The following is a 21,737-nucleotide window of genomic DNA, read 5'->3' as shown; positions in this document are numbered from 1 at the left end:
TCACGTTGTTTATGTCTACAAGTTGAAAGAAGAGCAAAAACCTGAGCAAGAAGAAAATCAAGCTAAACCAGGTGGAAAAGTAACAGCTCAATACTTCGTAGAAGGCTCAAGCACTCGTCTGTACAGAAATCCAAACGATCCAAAAGATACAGTCGTTAAAGAAGACGGTACTCCAATCGATACTGACTACGTTGACCAAGCACCAGAAGAGTTGCAAGACAACGCAGGTAACTTCTATGATTTGGTGAGAAACGCAGACAAAACTCCAAAACTTCGAGGCGGTTCAGCACCTCAAGAAGGTAACGTAACTGAAAATCCACAAGTTATTAAATACGAGTACAAGAAACGTGAAACGCCAACGGATAAACCTGGTAAATACATTCCTTACATCCCAGAAAATCCTGGTGATCCATCAAATCCAAACGATCCTAAGTATCCAAACGATCCAGAGAACAATCCTCCTCTAGATCCAAATGGCAATCCAATTCCACCAGTGGATTACGATGATACACCAGAGGAGCCAAGTGATGATCCACGTTTGCCAGATATCGATGGCTTTGTCCCAGTAGATCCAAACGATCCAAATAACCCATTACCAAAAGATCCAAATGGCAAATATATCCCACCAACACCAGAGAATCCGAAGGAAAATACTCCAATTCCTTACGTACCAGCTGGAAACGTTGTCGTGAAGTATGAAGATGAAGAAGGAAATGAAATCAAGAAACCAGTTGAGGACACTCCTAAATCACCAGTAGATACTCCATACGACACAACAGATCATAAAGATCCGAAGATTACAACTAAGGAACCGAAAGATCCAAACGATCCAAATTCACCAGAAGAAGATGTTGTCTACTACTTGAAAGAAGTAAAAGAAGGTTCAGACCCAGAAAATGGAGAAGAAGCAAAAGTTAAGAAAGGTACAAGTACAGTAACCTATGTTTATGAAAAAGCTGGTTCTGTTATTGTTAACTATGTGGATGAACTAGGTGATAAGATTGAGGGCAATACGGAGGATGTAATAGTTCTTGAGAATGCTAAGCCAGGTGTAGACTACGATACAACAGTTGAAACCATCCGTAAACGCACGCTTAGAACTCCAGATGGAAAAGTGTACGAGCGTGTCCCTGCTGGCAAGTACGACGCTGGTGAAGTAGATGCAGACGGACGTTTGGTTGCATACTCAGACCTTGCAAAAGGTAAAGTTGCAGCTGGCGTGAAAAAAGAAATCACCTATGTCTACAAGTTGAAAGAAGAGCAAAAACCTGAGCAAGAAAATCAGCTAGCTAAATCAGGTGGAAAAGTAACAGCTCAATACTTCGTAGAAGGTTCAAGCACTCGTCTTTACAGAGATCCAAAAGATCCAAAAGATACAGTTGTTAAAGAAGACGGTACTCCAATTGATACTGACTACGTTGACCAAGCACCAGAAGAGTTGCAAGACAACGCAGGTAACTTCTATGACTTGGTGAGAAACGCAGACGGTACTCCAAAACTTCGAGGCGGTTCTGCACCACAAAATGGTAAAGTAACGGAAGATCCACAAGTCATCCAATACGAGTACAAGAAACGTGAAACACCAACGGAAAAACCAGGTAAGTACATCCCGTACATCCCAGTAGATCCATCTAAACCAACAGATCCAAAAGATCCACTAACTCCTCCAGTGAATCCAAATACAGGTGTTCCAATCCCACCAGTGGATTATGATGGTACGCCAGAGGATCCAAGCAATAACCCACCATTGCCAGACATCGATGGATTTGTCCCAGTAGATCCGAAAGATCCAAGCAAACCATTGAAACCAAAAGATCCAAATGACCCAACGAAAGGCTATGAGCCACCAACGCTCAAAAATCCAAAAGATCCTAAGGAAAATACGCCAGTACCTTACGTACCAGCAGGTTCAGTCGTTGTTCACTATGTCAACGAAGCTGGTGAAGAAATCCAAGATCCAACCGTTGATACACCAAAATCACCAATTGGAACTGAGTACCACACGAACGAAGGTGAAAAGGAAATTCCTAAGGAAATCCCAGGCAAAGACGGTAAAGTCTACGAATTGGTCAAAGTGAAAGATGGCGATGTGGAAGATGGCAATGTTGTCAGAGGTATTACAACTGTTACCTACATCTACCGCTTGAAATCTACACCAGTTGTTGAAAAAGGATCTGTCATCGTTGAGTACAAGGACAAAGATGGTCGTGTGATCGCAGACAACAACGTTGTTCAGTACAACCAACCAGAAGGAACTGAGTACAACACCAACACGGATGCTCATCGTCCATTGTTCATCAAAGGCTACGATGGCAAGACTTACAAACGTGTACCAGTTGGTACTTATCCTGTAGGTGCTGTCGATGAAAATGGTCACTTGTTGTCATCTGAGGGTGCAACTGGCAAGCTTGTTGCCAACACAACTCTTATCGTAACTTACGTCTACGAAGTAGTTGAAGAGCCAGCTAAACCAATTGAAGAAGGCACTCTTGAAGTCAACTTCGTGGATGAAGACGGAAATCCAGTAGCACCACAAGAAAACAGCAAGGGTAAACCAAACGATCCATATGCAACAACTCCAAAAGAGATTGACGGCTATGAATTGGTGCGTGTAGAAGGTGACGATCCAAGCGGTCGCTACACAAATGGTCATAAGAAAGTTACCTACGTGTACAAGAAGAAACCAACTACACCAGTACCTCCAGTAAGACCAGTTCCACCAGTAACGCCACCAACAACACCGGTTCCACCAGTGACACCTCCAACAACTCCAGTACCACCAACTCCAGGGAAACCAGTTGAGCCAGGTAAACCGGTAGAACCAAGCAAACCAGCTGAGCCAGCAACACCAGCTACTCCAAGCACTCCTGCTCAACCAGCAGAACCAGCGAAAGCAGAATTACCAAACACAGGTGATACTGTAGGAAATGCTGCATTTGCATACGGCGCTGCTGCGTTAGGAGTTGCGGCTTTACTCGGACTTGGCAAGAAAAAATCAGAAGACGAAGAATAATTCGACTCCTGAGACTCTAGTAGGGATAGGATGATTTCTATCAAAACCTAATAAAAGAGACGCAACCTACCCAGGGAGGAAACTCCCTGGGTAGGTTGTTTTTTGGGCTCTTTGTCAACTGTAGTGGGTAGATGTCAGCTAACATCTAGAGAGGACCAAGTTGGTCTTCTCTTTTTTGATATTGATGGCAATCAAAATCCGCTTTTTGAAGTTTTCAAAGTTCCGAAATCCAAAGGCATTACGCTTGATGACTTTGATAAGATTATTGGTAGCTTCCAATTTAGCGTTGGAATAAGGCAATTCCAAGGCGTTTAAAACCTTGTCCTTATCCTTTAGAAACGTCTTAAATACCGTCTGGAAAATAGGGTTAACAGTGGCTATTTCTTGCTCAATTAGGTCAAAGAAATGATCTGAGTTTTTCTCTTGGAAATGGAATAAAAGAAGTTGATAGAGTTCATAATGTTGTCGTAACTCATCTGAGTAGGATAGGAGCTTGTCTAAGATTTCCTTATTGGTCAAATGCATGCGAAAAGTAGGGCGATAAAACCGCTTGTCACTGAGTTTACGGCTATCTTGTTGTACCAGTTTCCAGTAGCGTTTGAGCGTCTTGTATTCATGCGATTTGCGGTCAAAAGCATTCATGATTTGGGTACGGACACGGTTCATAGCACGGCTGAGATGTTGCACAACGTGGAAGCGATCCAGCACGATTTTGGCATGTGGGAGTGAAACAGTCTGGGAATAGACTGTTTCAGCCTGAGCTTAGAAATTGGAGGGCGAAGGGTTTAGCCAATTTATAGTAAGGGCTAAACATGTCCATAGTGATGATTTTAACGCGGTTTCTGACCTTTCTAGGGTATCTCAGAAAGTGATTTCGGATGGTTGCTTGCGTTCTTCCATCAAGGATAGCGATGATGTTATTTGTGTCAAAATCTTGAGCGATAAAGCTCATTTTCCCTTTCTTGAAGGCATACTCATCCCAGGACATGACTTCTGGAAGCTTATCCCAATCCGTTTCAAATTTAAACTCATTGAGTTTTCGAATAACTGTAGATGTAGAAATGGAGAGTCTGTGTGCGATATGTGTCATTGCTTGCTTTTCGATGAGTAATTGTGCGATTTTCTGGTTGACAGCGACAGAGATTTGATGGTTCTTCTTAACAATAGGAGTTTCAGCGACCGCTATTTTCCCACAGTCTTTGCACTTGAAACGACGCTTTCGAAGGCGGATAAGTAGCGGGTAGCCAGCAGTTTCTAAGTAGGGGATTTTAGAGGCTTTCTGGAAGTCGTACTTAGCCATTTGTCCCTTGCAGGAAGGGCATTTAGGGGCTGTGTAATCCAAGTGACCGTGGAGTTCTAAGTGTGTTCCCATGTCGCATTCATTAGTGATAGTGATATTTTTGTCTTTCATTTTGAGAAAATTTGTGATAAGATTTAGTTGTTCCATATGAGTCTTTCTAAATGATAGTTTTGTCGCTTTTCATTATAGGTCATATGGAACTTTTTTTCTACACTGAAAAAGGCTCCATAATCTCTGTGGCGGGCGTACCCACTACAGATATTATAGAGCCGTTTTTTGATGAGCGGATCTGGTCAGGATACAAAAATAATCTCCCTACTATTTATAGGGAGATTTAATTATTTCTCTTCTTCTGTACTGCTAGAAGAGCTACTTGGCGCTGTTGAAGCGGTTGTAGCAGCTGTCGTTTGCTCGTGGAGTAAGCGATAGCTTTTGGCTTGGAAAAGGTCTACAGTGGACTGATTGCCACGCTGGCTGTAGAGGCTTGTTGATTTGCTGCCGAGTTCGTTTTCGATTTCTATTTCCTTATCAAGAGAATGGAGATAAGAATAGTCCTTTGGATTGACAGGAGGTAGTCCGTTGTTTAAAAAGCGGATAAGATCGCCTGTCTGGATGGCGTCACTTGCTCGCAGCTGAGCATTGGTTTCTTCTTTGATTGTCTCAATGATGTTTTGCGTATTCTCATCGGGATTGGTAATTTCTTCACCGGTTTCTGTGTAGTAAAGTTTACCAGAATAATTGGTATAGGTAGGGGTGATGAAGTTCCCCGGCGTTCGTAGGGAAACGATCTGCTTGTTTTCCTTTGATAGTAAATCTTGACCGACCTGAAGGTATTTGGTCGAGTCGATACCAAGGAGATGCTCGAGGGTTGGGAGGGCGTCGATTTCGCCACCAAAGGTATCAATGATGCGTCCCTTATTCATTCCTGGAATGACAATCATATAAGGGACACGTTGGAGCATGGCATTGTCGTAGTCTGACCAAGTTTCTGGGTCTTTACCAAGAAGTGGGGCGAGACTTGGGTTACGAGAATTGGAAATGCCATAATGGTCTCCGTAGAGAACGATGATGGATTTTTCATAGAGCCCAGTTGCCTTTAGGTAGTCAAAGAAGGCTTTGATAGAGGCATCTAGATAGTTAGCGGTAGCAAAGTAGCCGTTGATTGTCTCATCTTTTGTATCGGCAAGGGGAAATCCTGTCTCATCACCTGAGAGGCTGGTGGTGTAGGGATAGTGGTTCGAAACGGTGATAAATTTTGTATAAAAAGGTTGTTGTAAGCGTTCAAAGTAGGGAATCGCATCGGTGAACATGACCTTATCATTTAAACCGTATTCAAATGAATTTTCTGCATTGGTTTCAGTGAAATAGGTCTTATCAAAGAAGTAGTTGTAGCCCCACTGTTTGTAGGTATTGTTCCGATTCCAGAAGCTACCAGCATTTCCGTGAAAGACAGCCGATGTGTAACCTGCTTCTTGGGACAGGATATAAGGTGCTGCTTGTTGGGTATTGCTGCCACCGTATTGAACCATGAAGGAGCCTTGATTGAGTCCAAAGAGAGAGGTTTCAATCATCGTTTCGGCATCAGAGGTCTTTCCTGCTTTGACTTGGTTAAAGAAGTTGGAAAAGGCAAAGGTGGAATTGGAGTGGTAGAGAGAGTTGAGAAAGGGGGTCACTTCATACTCTTTGTCTTCGACCTTTAGTTTGTAGTCAATGATAAATTGCTGTAAACTTTCTAGGTGAAGATAGATGACATTGCGCCCCTTTGCCATACCAAAGTATTCCTCGTTTGGTTTGGCATGGTGTTCTGTGATGTATTGTTGGACAGGGGTTAAATCTTCTGGGCTTGCTTCTGAGCGGTCTTTATGGGCATTGTAGGTCTGATAGGCATTGTAGCCAAGAAAGGATGGCAGACCGAGGGCCCGTACGATATAGGTATTTGAAAAGCCACGGGTCAATAGTTCAGGACGGTCAATTTCTGCGAGAAAGAGGTTGACTGAAAAGAGCATGACTGACAGGGCTGTGACCGCAAAACTTGCTCGCTTGTTAAAGGGCTTAGGGTCAACTGAAATCTTCTTTTTAGCTAAGAGATAGGCAAATGCGATGAAATCCAGAAAGTAGGTAAAGTCCCAAAAGCGAAGGGATTTCAGCGTTGTTTGCAGGAGCCCAGCTGCGACGCTGGAGCTAGCTAGCATGGTTGAAATCGAGATATAGTCTGAAAACTCTCTAAAGTACAAGGTATTTGAAAATAGCCATAAAAACAGCAAGAAATAGAGAAATCCTGCGATTCGGTAGAACCATTTTGTTGATTTGATATAGAGGGCTAGTCCGATAAAGAGCAGCCCGACTGGAAGTGGGTTGATAAAGAGAATGAAATTTTGGTAAAAACCTTTGGTATCTAAATTGAAATCAATGAGGTAAGCCCATAGTGTCTTTATCCAGTAGATGGTTACGAGAACGAGGACAAAACCAATTCTAGAACGCAAGATTTTTGATAAGAGATAGCGATTTTTGTTCACAAGAGCTTCCTTTCTTCCCATAGTCTATTTCATAAAATCTTAGTTCATTATACCATATTTTTAAAATATCCTTTAATGTGAGGAGTTTTTTTGAGATATAATCTAAATTTTGATATAATAAACATATGAATACAGTAACCGTAAGCCCCAGTGTGGAGCGAAAAATACAGCAGGGGATTTGTGTGCTACAGGCGCAAGATTTTCCTCATCTTGAGATGAAGAACACCGTGGTTCAGTTGGTGAATCAGCAAGGGCACTTTCTAGGGACGGCCTATCTTTCTGTCCAAAATAAGGGGATTGGCTGGCTGGTTTCTAAGAAAAAGGAGCCGTTGGATCGAGCATTTTTTAAACGGTTGTTTGTCGAAGCTAGACAGAAGAGACAGTCTTTTGAAGAGTCAACGGTGACAACTGCTTATCGTTTGTTTAACCAAGACGGTGATGGTTTTGGCGGTATGACAATTGACCGCTATCATGATTATGCGGTCTTTTCGTGGTATAATGACTATATTTACTCGATAAAAGAGGAGATTGTAGCAGCGTTTCGAGTCGTTTTTCCCGATCTGCTAGGGGCTTATGAAAAAATTCGTTTCAAAGGTTTGGACTATGAATCAGTCCATCTGTATGGTCAAGAAGCACCTGAAGAGTTTACCATTTTTGAAAACGGCGTTGCCTACCAAGTCTTTTTGAATAATGGTTTGATGACAGGAATTTTCCTAGATCAGCATGAGGTGAGAGGATTGCTAGTTGATGGATTTGCAGCGGGTAAGAGTCTCTTGAATCTGTTTTCTTATACGGCAGCTTTTTCAGTAGCAGCAGCCATGGGTGGTGTAGCTGAGACAACCTCTGTGGACTTGGCCAAGCGTTCGAGAGAATTATCAGAAGCCCATTTTCAGGCGAATGGCTTATTATTAGAGAGTCATCGTTTCATTGTGATGGATGTCTTTGAATACTTTAAATACGCCAAACGAAAAGGCTTATCTTATGATGTCATTGTCCTTGATCCGCCTAGTTTTGCACGCAATAAAAAGCAGACCTTCTCGGTTGCTAAGGATTACCATAAGCTGATTGCTCAATCGCTTGAAATTCTCAATCCTGACGGACAGATTATCGCTTCCACTAATGCGTCGAATGTAGGGCTTGAAAAATTTAAAAAAGAAATTGAAAAGGGATTTATGGGGCGCAAGCACCGCTATCTCCAAACCTATCGCCTACCGAGCGATTTTGTGATAAACAAAAATGATGAAAGTAGTAATTACCTCAAGGTCTTTACGATACAGGTAGAAAAATGAAAATAGTAGTTCCAATTATGCCTCGCAGCATTGAGGATGTCGAAAATATTGATGTGAATAGACTCGAAGCAGCAGACTTGATTGAGTGGCGGGCTGATTATCTTCCAAAGGAAGAGATTTTGAGAGTAGCCCCAGCTGTTTTTGAAAAATTTGTTGGACGTGAAGTGATTTTTACGCTCAGAACTAGTCGTGAGGGTGGCCATATTGAGCTTTCTGATGCGGAGTATATTCAATTACTAAAAAGAAATTGCCAGTCTTTATCAGCCTGAGTATATTGACTTTGAGTATTACTCTCATAAGGAAGTCTTTGAGGAGATGTTGGCCTTTCCAAATCTGGTATTGAGCTATCATAATTTTGTGGAGACCCCTGAAAACTATATGGAAATCATGTCTGAATTGACCAGTCTATCTCCTGCTGTTGTTAAAATGGCCGTTATGGCACACACAGAGCAGGATGTATTGGATGTGATGAACTATACACGTGGCTTTAAAACGCTTAACGCAGAACAAGCCTATGCTACTATGTCTATGGGGAAATTGGGGATGTTGTCACGGATAGCTGGAAGTATCACGGGTTCTTGTTGGACCTTTGCTAGCTTGGATGAAGCGAGTGCTCCGGGCCAGCTTTCATTGGCAAATATGCAAAAAATATTGACAGTATTGGAGGAATAGATGCGTTATTTAACAGCAGGTGAGTCGCATGGACCACGTTTGACCGCGATTATCGAGGGTGTACCAGCAAGGTTGTCTCTGACAGCAGCAGACATCAATGCAGACTTGAAGCGTCGTCAAGGTGGGTACGGCCGTGGGGCTAGGATGCAGATTGAAACAGATCAGGTCGAGATTACATCTGGTGTACGGCATGGAAAGACGACAGGAGCGCCTATCACGCTTCATGTTATTAATAATGATCACCAGAAGTGGCTGGACATTATGGCAGTTGAAGATATTGAGGACCGTTTGAAGAGCAAGCGCAGGATTAAGCACCCACGCCCAGGTCATGCGGATTTGGTCGGCGGGATTAAGTATCGCTTTGATGATTTACGAAATTCCTTGGAGCGCTCGAGCGCACGTGAGACAACGATGAGAGTTGCAGTTGGTGCGGTGGCGAAACGCTTGCTTGCAGAGTTGGCTATCGATATTGCTAACCATGTCGTTGTCTTTGGTGGAAAAGAGATTGATGTCCCTGAAGGACTGACAGTCGAAGAAATTCGGACACGTGCCAGCCAATCAGAGGTTTCAATTGTCAATCCAGAACGGGAAGAAGAAATCAAGCAGTACATTGACCAGGTCAAGCGTGATGGCGATACCATTGGAGGAATTGTTGAGACGATTGTGGGTGGTGTTCCAGTAGGCCTTGGTTCCTATGTTCAATGGGATCGCAAGTTGGATGCCAAAATTGCCCAAGCTGTTGTCTCCATCAATGCTTTTAAGGGAGTCGAATTCGGTCTTGGTTTTCAAGCGGGTTATCTGCAAGGCAGTCAGGTCATGGATGAGATTACTTGGTCTAAAGCGACAGGCTATACACGCTCGAGTAATAACCTAGGTGGTTTTGAAGGTGGAATGACTAACGGCCAACCGATTGTGGTGCGTGGTGTGATGAAACCCATTCCAACCCTATATAAACCCTTGATGTCAGTTGACATTGATACGCATGAACCCTACAAGGCAACAGTCGAACGCTCTGATCCAACGGCTTTACCGGCAGCAGGTGTGGTGATGGAAGCAGTTGTGGCAACTGTTTTAGCAACAGAAATCCTTGAGAAATTTTCATCTGATAATATGGACGAATTGAAAGAAGCGGTGGAGCAACACCGAACCTTTGTGAAAGAATTTTAAGAAAGCAATGACAAAAACGATTTATATTGTAGGTTTGGGCTTGATTGGTAGTTCGCTCGCCTTGGGCATTCGTAGAGATCATCCTGATGCTCGAATTGTGGGCTATAACCGTGGTGAACAGTCACGAACGATTGCTTTAGAACAGGGAATTGTGGATGAGGCGAGTGATGATTTTGGTCAGTTTGCTAGCGAGGCGGATGTGATTTTCCTCTGCGTTCCGATTCAACAGACCATTCAGTTTATCAAGGAATTGGCCCAACTGCCCCTAAAAGAAACGGTTTTGGTAACCGATGCAGGTTCGACGAAAGAAGCGATTGTAGCGGCTGCGGAAACCTATCTATCAGACCGGCAGGTTAATTTTATTGGGGGACATCCCATGGCAGGAAGTCATAAGTCAGGAGCGATAGCAGCTGATGTGAACTTGTTTGAAAATGCCTACTACATCTTGACCCCGAGCGCTTTGACACAGGCAGATGCGATTCCACGCTTGAAGGATATTCTCTCAGGTTTGCATGCCCGCTTTGTCGAAATCGATGCGGCAGAGCATGACCGTGTGACCAGTCAAATTTCACATTTCCCCCATGTGTTGGCTTCAAGTTTGATGCACCAAGCAGGGGATTATCAAGAGGAGCATCCCTTTACCCAACAGTTTGCAGCGGGTGGTTTTCGAGATATGACGCGGATTGCAGAGAGCGAACCAGGTATGTGGACGAGTATTCTCTTGACCAATAAAGAAAGTATCATCGAGCGTTTAGCAGAGTTTGGCAAACGCCTAAAGACAGTTGAAGAGATGATTGCAACGGGGGATGAAGAGGCTATCTGGCACTTTTTTGACCAGGGGCGGCGGATTCGGAAGGAAATGGAAATCCATAAGCGGGCTGGAGTGGATAGTTTCTATGATCTCTTTATCAATATTCCTGACCAAGAAGATGCCATTTTGACGGTCTTAGAAAAATTACGTGGTATTTCGGTTGTGAATATCCGGATTAACGAGGATAATCGGGCGGATATTCATGGTATTTTACAAATTACATTTAAAAATAAAGAGGATTTGGAGCGGGCTGAGCAGATTATCCATGAGCAGACCAGCTATCAAGTGTTCGTAGATTAGGAGACAATGATGGCACAAAATATCTATGATATTGCAAATGAATTGGAACGCAGCATTCGCCAGCTTCCAGAATATAAGGCAGCAGAAGCAAGCAAGGCTGCTGTTGAAGAAAACAAGGAAGCTAAGGACATCCTAGAAAAGTATGTCGCTTTCCAACGAGAAGTGCAACAGCAACTACAGTCTGGACAAATGCCAAGAAGTGATTTGCAGCAAACATTACAAGACTTTAATCAGAAAATTCAGGGGAATAGCTTACTGACAGATTATTTTACCAAGCAACAGCAGCTCTCAGTCTACATTGCCGATTTGGAAAAAATTATTTTCAAACCCTTGAATGAATTAGTGTAAGAAAAGCGGTTTTGTCTGCTTTTTGACTGAAATCGTCACATTGTTCAAAAAAGTTGAAAAAATCTGACAATTTATGTATAAAAATTCTTGACAAATGAATTAAAATATTTTATTATTTTTATAGCCTAAGAGAAATGAGAAATGGAGAACTACGATATGGTACTGAATTGCCAGTTAACAGCAAGCAATCATACATATTTCTACAGCTATTTTAGATAGTGTTTGTAGACATGGAAACATGGATGCAAACACGGGAACGTTACGTTTGTATCTATGTGGCTGTGGTAGTTTTGACGATGCCTACATAGATGAGATACATCTAGCTGGCACGTCCAATCAGTCTGTTTTCGTTTTTACAGTTGAATTGAGGGACCGTTTAGATGTATCTGAGACGGTCCTGTTTTTGTATCCAAGGCCACTATTTTCACTAGGGATGTAGCTTTGTCATATTGTATCAGGGACGCCTGATGGGCGTGGTGAAGCTAGAAATAGCATGAGGACAGTCACTCACTTCTAGGGTAACAATGTTCTATCTCTAATCGGTAGAACAGCATTCTATTTATTCATAAAAGGAGATTTATTATGGGTTTTAAACGATTTTTAGTTGGTTCAGTAGCTTTTCTTTCGACAGTAGCACTTGCGGCTTGTAGTACAGGAGAAAAATCAGCATCGTCAGACGGCGACAATGTCAAAGTAGGCGTTATCCAATACGCAGAACATGAAGCTCTTTCGTCTGCTCGTAAAGGTTTTCTGGAAGCACTTGATAAGGCTGGTTATGCAGAAGGAAAGAATCTGACGGTTGATTACCAAAATGCCCAAGGAGATCAAGCTAACCTACAAACAATGGTGGAGCAACTAGCAGGGAAAAACGATGTCAACTTTGCGATTGCAACCCCAGCAGCTCAAGCCCTCTTGAGTGCCGATAGTGAGACACCATCAGTCTTTACAGCGGTAACTGATCCGGTAGAAGCTGGTTTGGTTGATTCCCTAAAAGCTCCGGGAGGCAGCATGACAGGCTCGATTGATGCGACAGATGTCGCTGGACAAATTGAAATGTTGCTCAAGGTTGTGCCAAATGCTAAGACCTTTGGAATCTTCCATAACTCAAGTGAAGTGAATTCAGAAGTTCAAGCCAAAGAAGCGAAAAAATTATTAGAAGAAAAAGGCAAAAAAGTAGTGATTAAGACAGTGACATCGACTAATGATGTGCAACAGGCTGTGACATCACTAGCTGGTCAGGTTGAAGCCATTTACTTGCCGACAGATAACACGGTAGCTTCAACGGCTTCTACTATTGGAGATATCTTGTTAAAAGCCAAAGTACCTGCTATGGGAAGTGACGAGGCTGTGCTAGAAGCAACCCTCTTTACATACGGTGTTGACTACCATGCCATTGGTGTACAGGCTGGTGAATTAGCTGTACAGATCTTAAAAGGGGAAAAGGCTGCTGATCTAGCGGTCAAAACACCTGAAACTGCTGCTGTCGCTGTTAATGAAGAAATGGCTAAAGCAGTAGGAATTGACCCAGAAACGATTAAGGAATTAGGAAAGTAGTAGTGGAGAGATAGTCTATGGACAAAATAGGAAAATATTTACGCAGCCTATCAGTGGTTGCCCTGAGCGCTCTAGCTTTAGCTGGCTGTGCAACTTCAGGCAGTAAGAATACAGATACAGTAAAAGTCGGTATTTTACAATACATGGAGCATGATTCTTTATCGGCTGCCCGTAAAGGATTTATAGCGGAATTAGAAGAAAATGGCTACAAAGAAGGAGAAAAAATCACCCTTGATTACCAAAATGCTCAAGGGGATCAAGCCAACCTCCAAACGATTTCTGAGCAACTAGTTGGCGATAATGATCTGATTTTAGCTATTGCAACGCCAGCTGCTCAGAGTTTAGCAACGGCTTCAATGGATACGCCTGTTCTGTTTACTGCTGTAACGGATCCCTTATCAGCTGATTTGGTCAGTTCAATGGAGGAGCCAGGAGGCATGCTGACAGGAACGAGCGACCAAGCACCGATTGATCAGCAGATTGATTTGCTTGGAAAGGCTGTTCCCCATGCAAAAACGGTTGGTATCTTATATACAACGAGCGAACGTAATTCAGAAGTTCAGGTAGAAGCAGCCAAGCCCTTGCTTGAAAAAGCTGGCTATAAGGTAGTGGTTAAAGGTATTTCAAATACCAATGAAGTCCAAGATGCAGCGACAAGCCTGATGAAGGCGGTCGATGCAGTCTTTATTCCAACAGACAATACCGTTGCGTCAACCATGACCATGATTGGAGAATTATCCCTTCAGTATAAGGTTCCAGTTATCGGTGGCTCGACTGACATGGTCGATGAAGGTGGTTTACTTACCTATGGAACAAACTATGAAGCCTTGGGTCGTCAGACTGCTAAAATGGCAATAAAGATTATCGAGGGAGCAGATCCTGCCAAGACAGCTGTAGAGTATCCTGAAACGGTTAGCCTACACGTCAATGAGGAAATGGCTAAAAAATTGGGCATTGATGTAGCAGGACTTTCGCTATCAAAATAAAAGGGACGAAGAGGGAAGCGGAGTTGGTTTTTTGACTTCCTAAATAAAGGAGAACATTGTGGATTTGATATTATCAAGTGTATCGCAGGGCCTATTGTGGTCAATTATGGCGATTGGAGTTTATTTAACATTTCGTATTTTAGATATTGCTGATTTGACAGCTGAAGGGGCCTATCCTTTGGGAGCGGCAGTCTGTGCAACAGGAATTGTCAATGGTGTCAATCCTTTACTGGCTACCTTCCTTGCTTTTATTGGCGGGATGCTGGCAGGGCTTATTTCAGGCTTATTGCATACTAAGCTGAAAATTCCTGCTCTTTTAACAGGGATTGTCACGCTGACAGGTTTGTATTCGATTAACTTGAAAATTCTTGGCAAGGCCAATGTCGCCTTGTTGCGCCAACAGACCTTGGTTACTCAGTTACAGAAAATGGGCTTAACGAAAACCTATGCCGTTCTCATTATCGGTGCGATTTTCGTTCTGGTTGTGATTGCCTTATTGACCTTACTCTTAAATACCCAAGTTGGTCTTGCTCTTCGTTCAACAGGGGATAATATTCCAATGAGTGAAGCCAATGGGATTAACGTTGATAAGATGAAGATTTATGGCTACATGCTATCAAATGGGCTGATTGCACTTTGTGGCGCTCTCTTGACACAAAACAATGGCTATGCAGACTTGAATTCGGGTACTGGAACGATTGTAATCGGTCTTGCCTCCGTGATTATTGCAGAAGTAATTTTACGCAATTTGCGTATTGGTTGGCGGTTGGCCTCTGTGGTACTTGGATCGGTTATCTATCGGTTGATTATCTTGGCGATTCTTGAAATTCCTGGTATGGATGCTGACTTGGTCAAATTGTTCTCGGCAACGCTTCTTGCCTTTGTCCTTTTTGTACCAGAATTGCAGAAAAAATTACAGATTCGTAAGCCAAATCTATCTGAAAAATCAGCTTAGGAGGAAAAAACATGAAAACGATTTTATCCATTCAAGATATTCATAAGACCTTCGAAGCAGGGACAATTAATGAGAATCATGTGCTACGTGGGATGAATTTGGACGTGAAGGAGGGAGATTTCATTTCCATTATTGGTGGAAACGGTGCAGGAAAGTCAACCTTGATGAACAGTCTTGCAGGTGCTTTGACCGTTGATTCAGGCGACATTTTATTAGACGGAAAGTCAATCAAGCATATTCCAGCTGCGAAACGTGCGCGTGACATCAGTCGTGTCTTCCAAGATCCGAAAATGGGAACCGCTTCTCGCTTGACCATTGAAGAAAATATGGCAGTTGCTTATCGCCGTGGTCTTTCTCGTGGTTTGAGCTGGGGAGTAAAAGATAGTGAGCGCAAGATTTTTAAAGAAGCATTGAAAGAATTGGACTTAGGACTTGAAAATCGAATGAAGGTCGATACCCAATTTTTATCAGGCGGTCAGCGCCAAGCTCTGACCTTGCTTATGGCTTCCTTGGTCAAACCAAAAGTCTTACTGCTGGATGAGCATACAGCGGCTCTTGATCCTAAGACTAGTGAGATGGTTATGAAATTGACCAAAAAAATTGTTGAAAAAGACCGCTTGACAGCCTTGATGATTACCCATAATATGGAAAATGCTATCGAGTATGGCAATCGTCTTGTCATGCTTCACCAAGGTCGCATTGTGGTTGATGTCCAAGGTGAAGAAAAAGCAAATCTGACAGTCCAAGATTTAATGGATTTGTTCCACAAAAATAGCGGTCAAAAACTGACAGATGACGAAATAATGCTCTAATACTCGTCAAAAATCAAAGTCTGACGTCGTTAACTCACCTTGCTTCAACAGTCCAGCGGACTGTTGAAGGTTGGAAATAAGGATTATGACATAATCCTCAGCTAACATTAGTCCGAACTAGTGGTTCAGGGGAAACGAGCTATGCTCGCTCTATTTCTCACCTCCCACAATTCTCAATTGTGGAGACTAGTCAGATTTTGATTTTTATAGAGTATAAGCCCATCACTTGAAACACATAAAAAAAAGGGCTCTATAATATCTGTAGTGGGTAAATCCACTGTGGAAATTATGGAGCCTTTTTCAGTGTAGAAAAAAAGTCCCATATGACCTATAATGAAAAGCGACAAAACCATCATTTAGAAAGACTCATATGGAACAACTAAATCTTATCACAAATTTTCTCAAAATGAAAGACAAAAATATCACGATCACTAATGAATGCGACATGGGAACACACTTAGAACTCCACGGTCACTTGGATTACACAGCACCTAAATGCCCTTCCTGCAAAGGACAAATGGCTAAGTACGACTTCCAGAAAGCCTCTAAAATCCCCTACTTAGAAACTGCTGGTTACCCGCTACTTATCCGCCTTCGAAAGCGTCGTTTCAAGTGCAAGGAATGTGGGAAAATAGCGGTCGCTGAAACTCCTATTGTTAAGAAGAACCATCAAATCTCTGTCGCTGTCAACCAGAAAATCGCACAATTACTCATCGAAAAGCAAGCAATGACACATATCGCACACAGACTTTCCATTTCAACATCTACAGTTATTCGAAAACTCAATGAGTTTAAATTTGAAACGGAGTGGGCTAAGCTTCCAGAAGTCATGTCCTGGGATGAGTATGCCTTTAAGAAAGGGAAAATGAGCTTTATCGCTCAAGATTTTGACACAAATAACATCATCGCTATCCTTGATGGAAGAACGCAGGCGGTCATCCGAAATCACTTTCTGAGATACCCTAGACAGGTCAGAAATCGCGTTAAAATCATCACTATGGACATGTTCAGCCCCTATTACGCCCTCGCTAAGAAGCTTTTTCCGAATGCCAAAATAGTGCTTGATCGCTTCCACGTTGTGCAACATCTCAGCCGTGCTATGAACCGTGTCCGTACCCAAATCATGAATGCTTTTGACCGCAAATCGCATGAATACAAGACGCTCAAACGCTACTGGAAACTGGTACAACAAGATAGCCGTAAACTCAGTGATAAACGGTTTTATCGCCCTACTTTTCGCATGCACTTAACCAATAAGGAAATCTTAGACAAGCTCCTATCCTACTCAGATGAGTTACGACAACATTATGAACTCTATCAACTTCTCTTATTCCATTTCCAAGAGAAGAACTCAGATCATTTCTTTGTCCTAATTGAACAAGAAATAGCCACTGTTAACCCTATTTTCCAGACGGTATTTAAGGCGTTTCTAAAGGATAAGGACAAGGTTTTAAACGCCATGGAATTGCCTTACTCAAATGCCAAACTTGAGGCGACGAATAATCTCATCAAAGTCATCAAACGCAATGCCTTTGGCTTTCGAAACTTTGAAAACTTTAAAAAGCGGATTTTCATTGCTTTAAACATAAAACGAGAGAAGACCAATTTGGTCCTCTCTAGGTGTTAGCTTTTCATCTACCCACTACAGTTGACAAAGAGCCAAAAAAGCCCAACAAGGGGCTTTTTTGTGTTCTTGGCATACCATAGGAGAAGTAGTGACAGAATGTGTCAGCCTATTCTTTTTCATAGAAAATCTGCTTTCTAGATTCCTTTTTCAGTCTATAAAAGATTCATCCCTTGTTCAGTCAAAGAGTGAACAAGGGATGATTTAATGGTCTGTGATTACTTGTCTAGGTATTCTTTCATTTCTTCAATGGGAATTTGATGAATGGCTGCGGTTCCGATTTCTGGTACAATGATTGTTTTGATGGATTGACCACGTGCTTTTTTATCATGTGTTAAAGCAGCATAGAGTTTAGAAGGATTCCACGGTTCATGGGAAACTGGCAGTCCAAATTTCTGGCACATGGAACGAATTTGCTGGGTGATGCCTGCTGGCATGAGGCCCTTTTGTTCGGCAACATGTGCTAGTTGCACCATGCCAATAGCGACAGCTTCCCCATGCATGGCTTCGCCATAGCCTGCCGTTGCTTCAATAGCGTGACCAATGGTATGGCCAAAGTTTAAATAAAGCCTCACGCCATTATCTAATTCATCTTCCACAACAATTTTCCGCTTTACATTACAAGAATGGTAGATAAGACTTTCTGCATGCTCTAGGATACTTGCAACAGAACCGTCCATTTCATCTAATTCCTGCCACAATTCTACATCTGCAATCAGACCGTATTTGATGACTTCTCCCATGCCTTCGATTAACTCCCGTTCACCTAATGTCTGTAGGGTGTCAGGATCGATGAGCACGCCATCAGGTTGATAAAATGCTCCAACCATATTTTTGGCATAGGGAGTATTGACTCCTGTTTTCCCCCCTATGGAAGAATCAACTTGCGCTGTTAGGCTAGTTGGAATTTGAAGGAAATGAATTCCCCTCATGTAAGTAGCGGCTACAAAACCGGCTAGGTCTCCAACTACGCCACCGCCTAAGGCAATAATGCCATCACTACGGGTCATGCCATTAGTCACTAGAAATTCATAGGCTAGCTGAACAGTTTCTAAGTTTTTACGGGCTTCACCCTCCAAAAATTCAAAAACCAGCACTTCAAATCCAGCCTCTTCCAAACTGGTCTTGACAGTATCAGCGTATAGGGAGCCCACATGGTTATCCGTTATAATTGTGATTTTTTGTGTTGGCCAGACTTGACTGACCCACTCCCCTGCTTTGGCAAGGCTCCCTCTTTCAATTAAGAGTGTGTAAGGATGATGCGGAATATTGACGATTAGTTGCATAACTTCACCAGCTTTCTATCCACGAACTATTTCTTCTAAGGCTTTCCAAATTGTATCGGTTGGCATGGCTTCTCCCGTCCAAGCTTCAAAGGCTTCGGCTGCTTGAAATAACAACATTCCCAGGCCATTGATTGTTTGGATACCCTTACTACGGGCAAAGGCTAGTAGAGGTGTTTCAAAGGGCTGATAAATGATGTCAGCAACAATGATGGATGATGGTAGGATACAATCTTGTGGAATAATCATTGTTGAGCCATCCATTCCCACATTGGTAGCATTGATTAGTAAATCAGATTGGAGAATTTTTTCCTGTAACAGCTCTGTCTCTTCGATTGGAAAGACAGTAATTTCTACTCCAGTAAGGGCCATTAGTTCTGTTGCCTTTTCTTTGGTTTGATTTAAGGAAGATGAGCGTTTAAAAATATTGATTTGTTTGGCTCCATTTAGGGCGGCTTGTGCGATAATAGCTAAACCAGCTCCACCTGCCCCTAGAATAGTAAGAGTTTTTTGCTCGACATGAAAAGCAGTTAGATTGGACAAACTTCTAAAAAAACCGATGCCATCTGTATTATGTCCAATCAGTTTGCCATCTCGATGAATGACGGTATTAACTGCACCAATCAACCGAGCAGAGTCGGTTAGTTCATCCATGTAGGGCAAAACAGCTTGTTTATAGGGCATAGAGATGTTGATGCCAAACATGTTGTAGCGTTTAATGTTGTCGATTGTTACTGCCAATTCACTTTCTGGAATATCCCATGCGACATAAACTCCATTTACCCCAGTTTGTTGAAAAGCCTGATTGTGAATAAAGGGTGAGATAGAGTGGCGAATGGGAGTTGCGACAACAGCAGCCAAGCGCGTGTAGCCATCAATAAGCATAAAACACCTCTTTTCGTACAAGATTTGATAAATAAAGGGGATATTAGAGTGCTTGGGATTCTGTCTGGTAGATTTCACGAATCAAGCTTTCAGTTTTTTCCCATCCCAAACAAGGGTCTGTAATGGATTTTCCATAAATATCAGGAGTATCTTGTCGTCCGTCTTCCAAGTATGACTCAATCATAAAACCGCGAACGTATTGACGAATAGATTGATTCCAAGCTCGGTTAATGAGGGTTTGGCGGACGATACGTATTTGTTCCAAGTAGTTTTTCCCTGAATTATCATGATTGGTATCAATGACGATAAAGGGATTTTTTAAGCCAAATTGTTGGTATTGCTTAATGGTATGCAGAAGGTTATCGTAGTAGTAGTTTGGTAGATTCATCCCCAGTTCATTGTTAGCTCCACGTAAGATAATGTGTGCTAGAGGATTTCCGTCCGTATCGACTTCTGCATCACGGTAGATAAAGTTTTGTTGATTTTGAGCCGCATATACTGCATTGAACATGACGGTCAGATTGCCCGAAGTTGGATTTTTCATGCCAACAGGTGCATCAATTCCAGAAGCGACAAAGCGGTGTTCCTGGTCTTCTACCGAACGTGCGCCGATAGCGTGATAGGATACCAAATCATCTACAAGAGGATAGTTGGCCGAGTAAAGCATTTCATCTGCGGTTGTCAAGCCAGTTTCTGTGATGACCCGATAGTGGAGGTTGCGAACCGCTGCAATACCGTTGATTAAGTCTGGTAATTTAGAAGTATCTGGTTGGTGCACCAGTCCTTTATAACCTTCTCCATTGGTTCGTGGTTTTGCAGTATAGACTCGCATGACGATGAAGATTTTATCCTTGACTTCTTCTTGTAGTTGGGCAAGGCGACGAGCATAATCGAGGACAGCTTCTTCATTATCTGACGAGCAAGGCCCAATAATGAGGAGAAGGCGGTCGTCTTGTCCTGTGATAATTTGGTGGAGTTCGTGATCACGTTCGGTCTTTTTGGCTAAAAACTCTCCAGAAAGTTTCGATAAGGCCTTAACGGTTGCTAAATCAATTTTTTCACTTTTTTGATGAATTCCCATGTTATCTATATCACAGCGTATGGGTAGAGGAGCTCTATAACGCTGTTCCTTTCTTTTTTCCTAGTGTATCGTAGATTTCTTGTACCAATTGTTCTGTCTTTTTCCAACCGAGACAGGGGTCGGTAATGGATTTGCCGAAGATTTCAGGTTCGTTTTGTCGTCCATCTTCTAAGTAGGATTCAATCATGAAGCCACGTACAAAACGGTGAATTGCGTTATTCCAATCGCGGTTAATCAATGTTTGGCGGACAATTCGGATTTGTTCTAGATGTTGTTTCCCAGAATTATCATGGTTGGTATCTATGATAATAAAAGGATTTTCCAATTTCATTTGCTGATAGCGTTCAATCGTGTCTAGTAGATTATCATAGTAGTAGTTGGGAATATTTTTGCCGGACTCGTTCACAGCTCCTCGTAGGATAGCGTGAGCGAGGGGATTTCCTGAAGTATTGACTTCAGCGCCATTGAACAGGAAATTTTGCCTTCCTTGAGCAGCGTAGATTCCATTAAAGAGAACCGTGAGATTGCCTGAAGTAGGATTTTTCATGCCTGTTGGAACATCAATGCCAGAGGCGACGAAACGGTGTTGCTGGTCTTCTACAGAACGAGCCCCAATTGCAACATAGGAGACGAGATCATCCACCAATGGTAAATTTTCAGGATAGAGCATCTCGTCTGCAGTTGTTAGTCCGGTTTCTGTGATGACCCGATAGTGGAGATTGCGGACAGCTCGAATCCCATTGATTAGATTTGGCTCGCCTTTGGCGTCTGGTTGGTGAACCAAGCCCTTATAGCCGTCGCCATTGGTTCGAGGTTTAGCGGTGTAGACCCGCATGACCATGAAAATCCGCTCCTTCACTTGCTCTTGTAAGGCGGCTAGCCGGTGTGCATACTCTAAAACAGCTTCTTCGTTGTCAGAGGAGCACGGACCAATCACAAGAAGGATACGGTCATCTTTTCCTTTGATAATGGCTTCTAATTCTTGGTCTCTTTTTTTCTTTTCAGCTAGGGCTTGGCCTGTTAATTTTGAAAAACTACGCATTTCCTCAATGCTAATTGTTTCACTTGCTAAATTAAATACCATCATGATTCCCCTTCATCTCAAAATTATCCCTATTATAACACGATTTCGTTGATTTTT

The 21,737-nt window shown here is 42.6% G+C and carries 15 protein-coding genes and 2 pseudogenes; 11 read left to right on the top strand and 6 right to left on the bottom strand.

What is annotated here, in order from left to right:
* Window positions 1–22 precede the first annotated feature (22 nt).
* Window positions 23–3,013 (top strand): MucBP domain-containing protein, encoded by a 2,991-nt coding sequence (locus tag A4H00_RS11225; protein WP_067091265.1) that lies wholly within the window; start codon window positions 23–25, stop codon window positions 3,011–3,013.
* Between the two features lie 138 nt (window positions 3,014–3,151).
* Here the strand turns inward: A4H00_RS11225 and A4H00_RS11220 are convergent.
* A pseudogene (locus A4H00_RS11220) lies at window positions 3,152–4,460 on the bottom strand (transposase).
* Window positions 4,461–4,651: 191 nt separating this feature from the next.
* On the bottom strand, window positions 4,652–6,850 hold the full coding sequence (locus A4H00_RS11215) for an LTA synthase family protein (protein WP_067091258.1): 2,199 nt from the start codon (window positions 6,848–6,850) through the stop codon (window positions 4,652–4,654).
* Between the two features lie 104 nt (window positions 6,851–6,954).
* Here A4H00_RS11215 and A4H00_RS11210 point away from each other — a divergent pair, with 104 nt between their 5' ends.
* The 10 genes and pseudogenes from A4H00_RS11210 to A4H00_RS11165 all read left to right on the top strand — a co-directional run bounded on the left by A4H00_RS11210 (window position 6,955) and on the right by A4H00_RS11165 (window position 17,350).
* The gene (locus tag A4H00_RS11210) at window positions 6,955–8,118 is read left to right on the top strand and encodes a class I SAM-dependent rRNA methyltransferase (protein ID WP_067091254.1); all 1,164 of its coding nucleotides are present in this window, start codon (window positions 6,955–6,957) and stop codon (window positions 8,116–8,118) included.
* A pseudogene (aroD, locus tag A4H00_RS11205) lies at window positions 8,115–8,790 on the top strand (type I 3-dehydroquinate dehydratase). Before A4H00_RS11210 ends, aroD begins: the two are co-directional and overlap by 4 nt.
* The gene (gene aroC, locus A4H00_RS11200) at window positions 8,791–9,957 is read left to right on the top strand and encodes a chorismate synthase (protein WP_067091251.1); all 1,167 of its coding nucleotides are present in this window, start codon (window positions 8,791–8,793) and stop codon (window positions 9,955–9,957) included.
* A gap of 7 nt (window positions 9,958–9,964) precedes the next feature.
* Window positions 9,965–11,068 carry a prephenate dehydrogenase gene (locus A4H00_RS11195; RefSeq protein WP_067091247.1) on the top strand — a complete coding sequence of 368 codons (1,104 nt, stop codon included), beginning with the start codon at window positions 9,965–9,967 and terminating at the stop codon, window positions 11,066–11,068.
* Between the two features lie 9 nt (window positions 11,069–11,077).
* The gene (locus A4H00_RS11190; protein ID WP_067091243.1) at window positions 11,078–11,416 is read left to right on the top strand and encodes a YlbF/YmcA family competence regulator; all 339 of its coding nucleotides are present in this window, start codon (window positions 11,078–11,080) and stop codon (window positions 11,414–11,416) included.
* A gap of 582 nt (window positions 11,417–11,998) precedes the next feature.
* Window positions 11,999–12,970, top strand: coding sequence for an ABC transporter substrate-binding protein (locus A4H00_RS11185; protein WP_067091240.1), 972 nt, complete (start codon window positions 11,999–12,001; stop codon window positions 12,968–12,970).
* Between the two features lie 17 nt (window positions 12,971–12,987).
* On the top strand, window positions 12,988–13,956 hold the full coding sequence (locus A4H00_RS11180) for an ABC transporter substrate-binding protein (RefSeq protein WP_067091237.1): 969 nt from the start codon (window positions 12,988–12,990) through the stop codon (window positions 13,954–13,956).
* Between the two features lie 58 nt (window positions 13,957–14,014).
* Window positions 14,015–14,911, top strand: coding sequence for an ABC transporter permease (locus tag A4H00_RS11175; RefSeq protein ID WP_067091234.1), 897 nt, complete (start codon window positions 14,015–14,017; stop codon window positions 14,909–14,911).
* Window positions 14,912–14,922: 11 nt separating this feature from the next.
* The gene (locus tag A4H00_RS11170; RefSeq protein ID WP_067091229.1) at window positions 14,923–15,723 is read left to right on the top strand and encodes an ABC transporter ATP-binding protein; all 801 of its coding nucleotides are present in this window, start codon (window positions 14,923–14,925) and stop codon (window positions 15,721–15,723) included.
* Between the two features lie 370 nt (window positions 15,724–16,093).
* Entirely contained in the window at window positions 16,094–17,350 is a 1,257-nt protein-coding gene (locus A4H00_RS11165; RefSeq protein ID WP_067091225.1) for an ISL3 family transposase, read from the top strand.
* A 215-nt stretch (window positions 17,351–17,565) separates the two neighbouring features.
* Here A4H00_RS11165 and aroB read toward each other — a convergent pair whose 3' ends face one another.
* The 4 genes from aroB to A4H00_RS11145 are packed head-to-tail and all read right to left on the bottom strand — an operon-like array spanning window position 17,566 to window position 21,680.
* The gene (gene aroB, locus A4H00_RS11160) at window positions 17,566–18,633 is read right to left on the bottom strand and encodes a 3-dehydroquinate synthase (protein ID WP_067091221.1); all 1,068 of its coding nucleotides are present in this window, start codon (window positions 18,631–18,633) and stop codon (window positions 17,566–17,568) included.
* Between the two features lie 15 nt (window positions 18,634–18,648).
* Entirely contained in the window at window positions 18,649–19,515 is an 867-nt protein-coding gene (locus tag A4H00_RS11155; protein ID WP_067091217.1) for a shikimate dehydrogenase, read from the bottom strand.
* A 43-nt stretch (window positions 19,516–19,558) separates the two neighbouring features.
* Window positions 19,559–20,596 (bottom strand): 3-deoxy-7-phosphoheptulonate synthase, encoded by a 1,038-nt coding sequence (locus A4H00_RS11150; protein WP_067091213.1) that lies wholly within the window; start codon window positions 20,594–20,596, stop codon window positions 19,559–19,561.
* Window positions 20,597–20,630: 34 nt separating this feature from the next.
* Window positions 20,631–21,680, bottom strand: coding sequence for a 3-deoxy-7-phosphoheptulonate synthase (locus A4H00_RS11145; RefSeq protein WP_067091209.1), 1,050 nt, complete (start codon window positions 21,678–21,680; stop codon window positions 20,631–20,633).
* Window positions 21,681–21,737: the final 57 nt, after the last annotated feature.

The sequence above is a fragment of the Streptococcus marmotae genome, assembly GCF_001623565.1.
Lineage (GTDB): Bacteria > Bacillota > Bacilli > Lactobacillales > Streptococcaceae > Streptococcus > Streptococcus marmotae.
The sequence above is the reverse complement of the archived record's forward strand: the minus strand, read 5'-3'. Positions and strand labels throughout refer to the sequence as shown.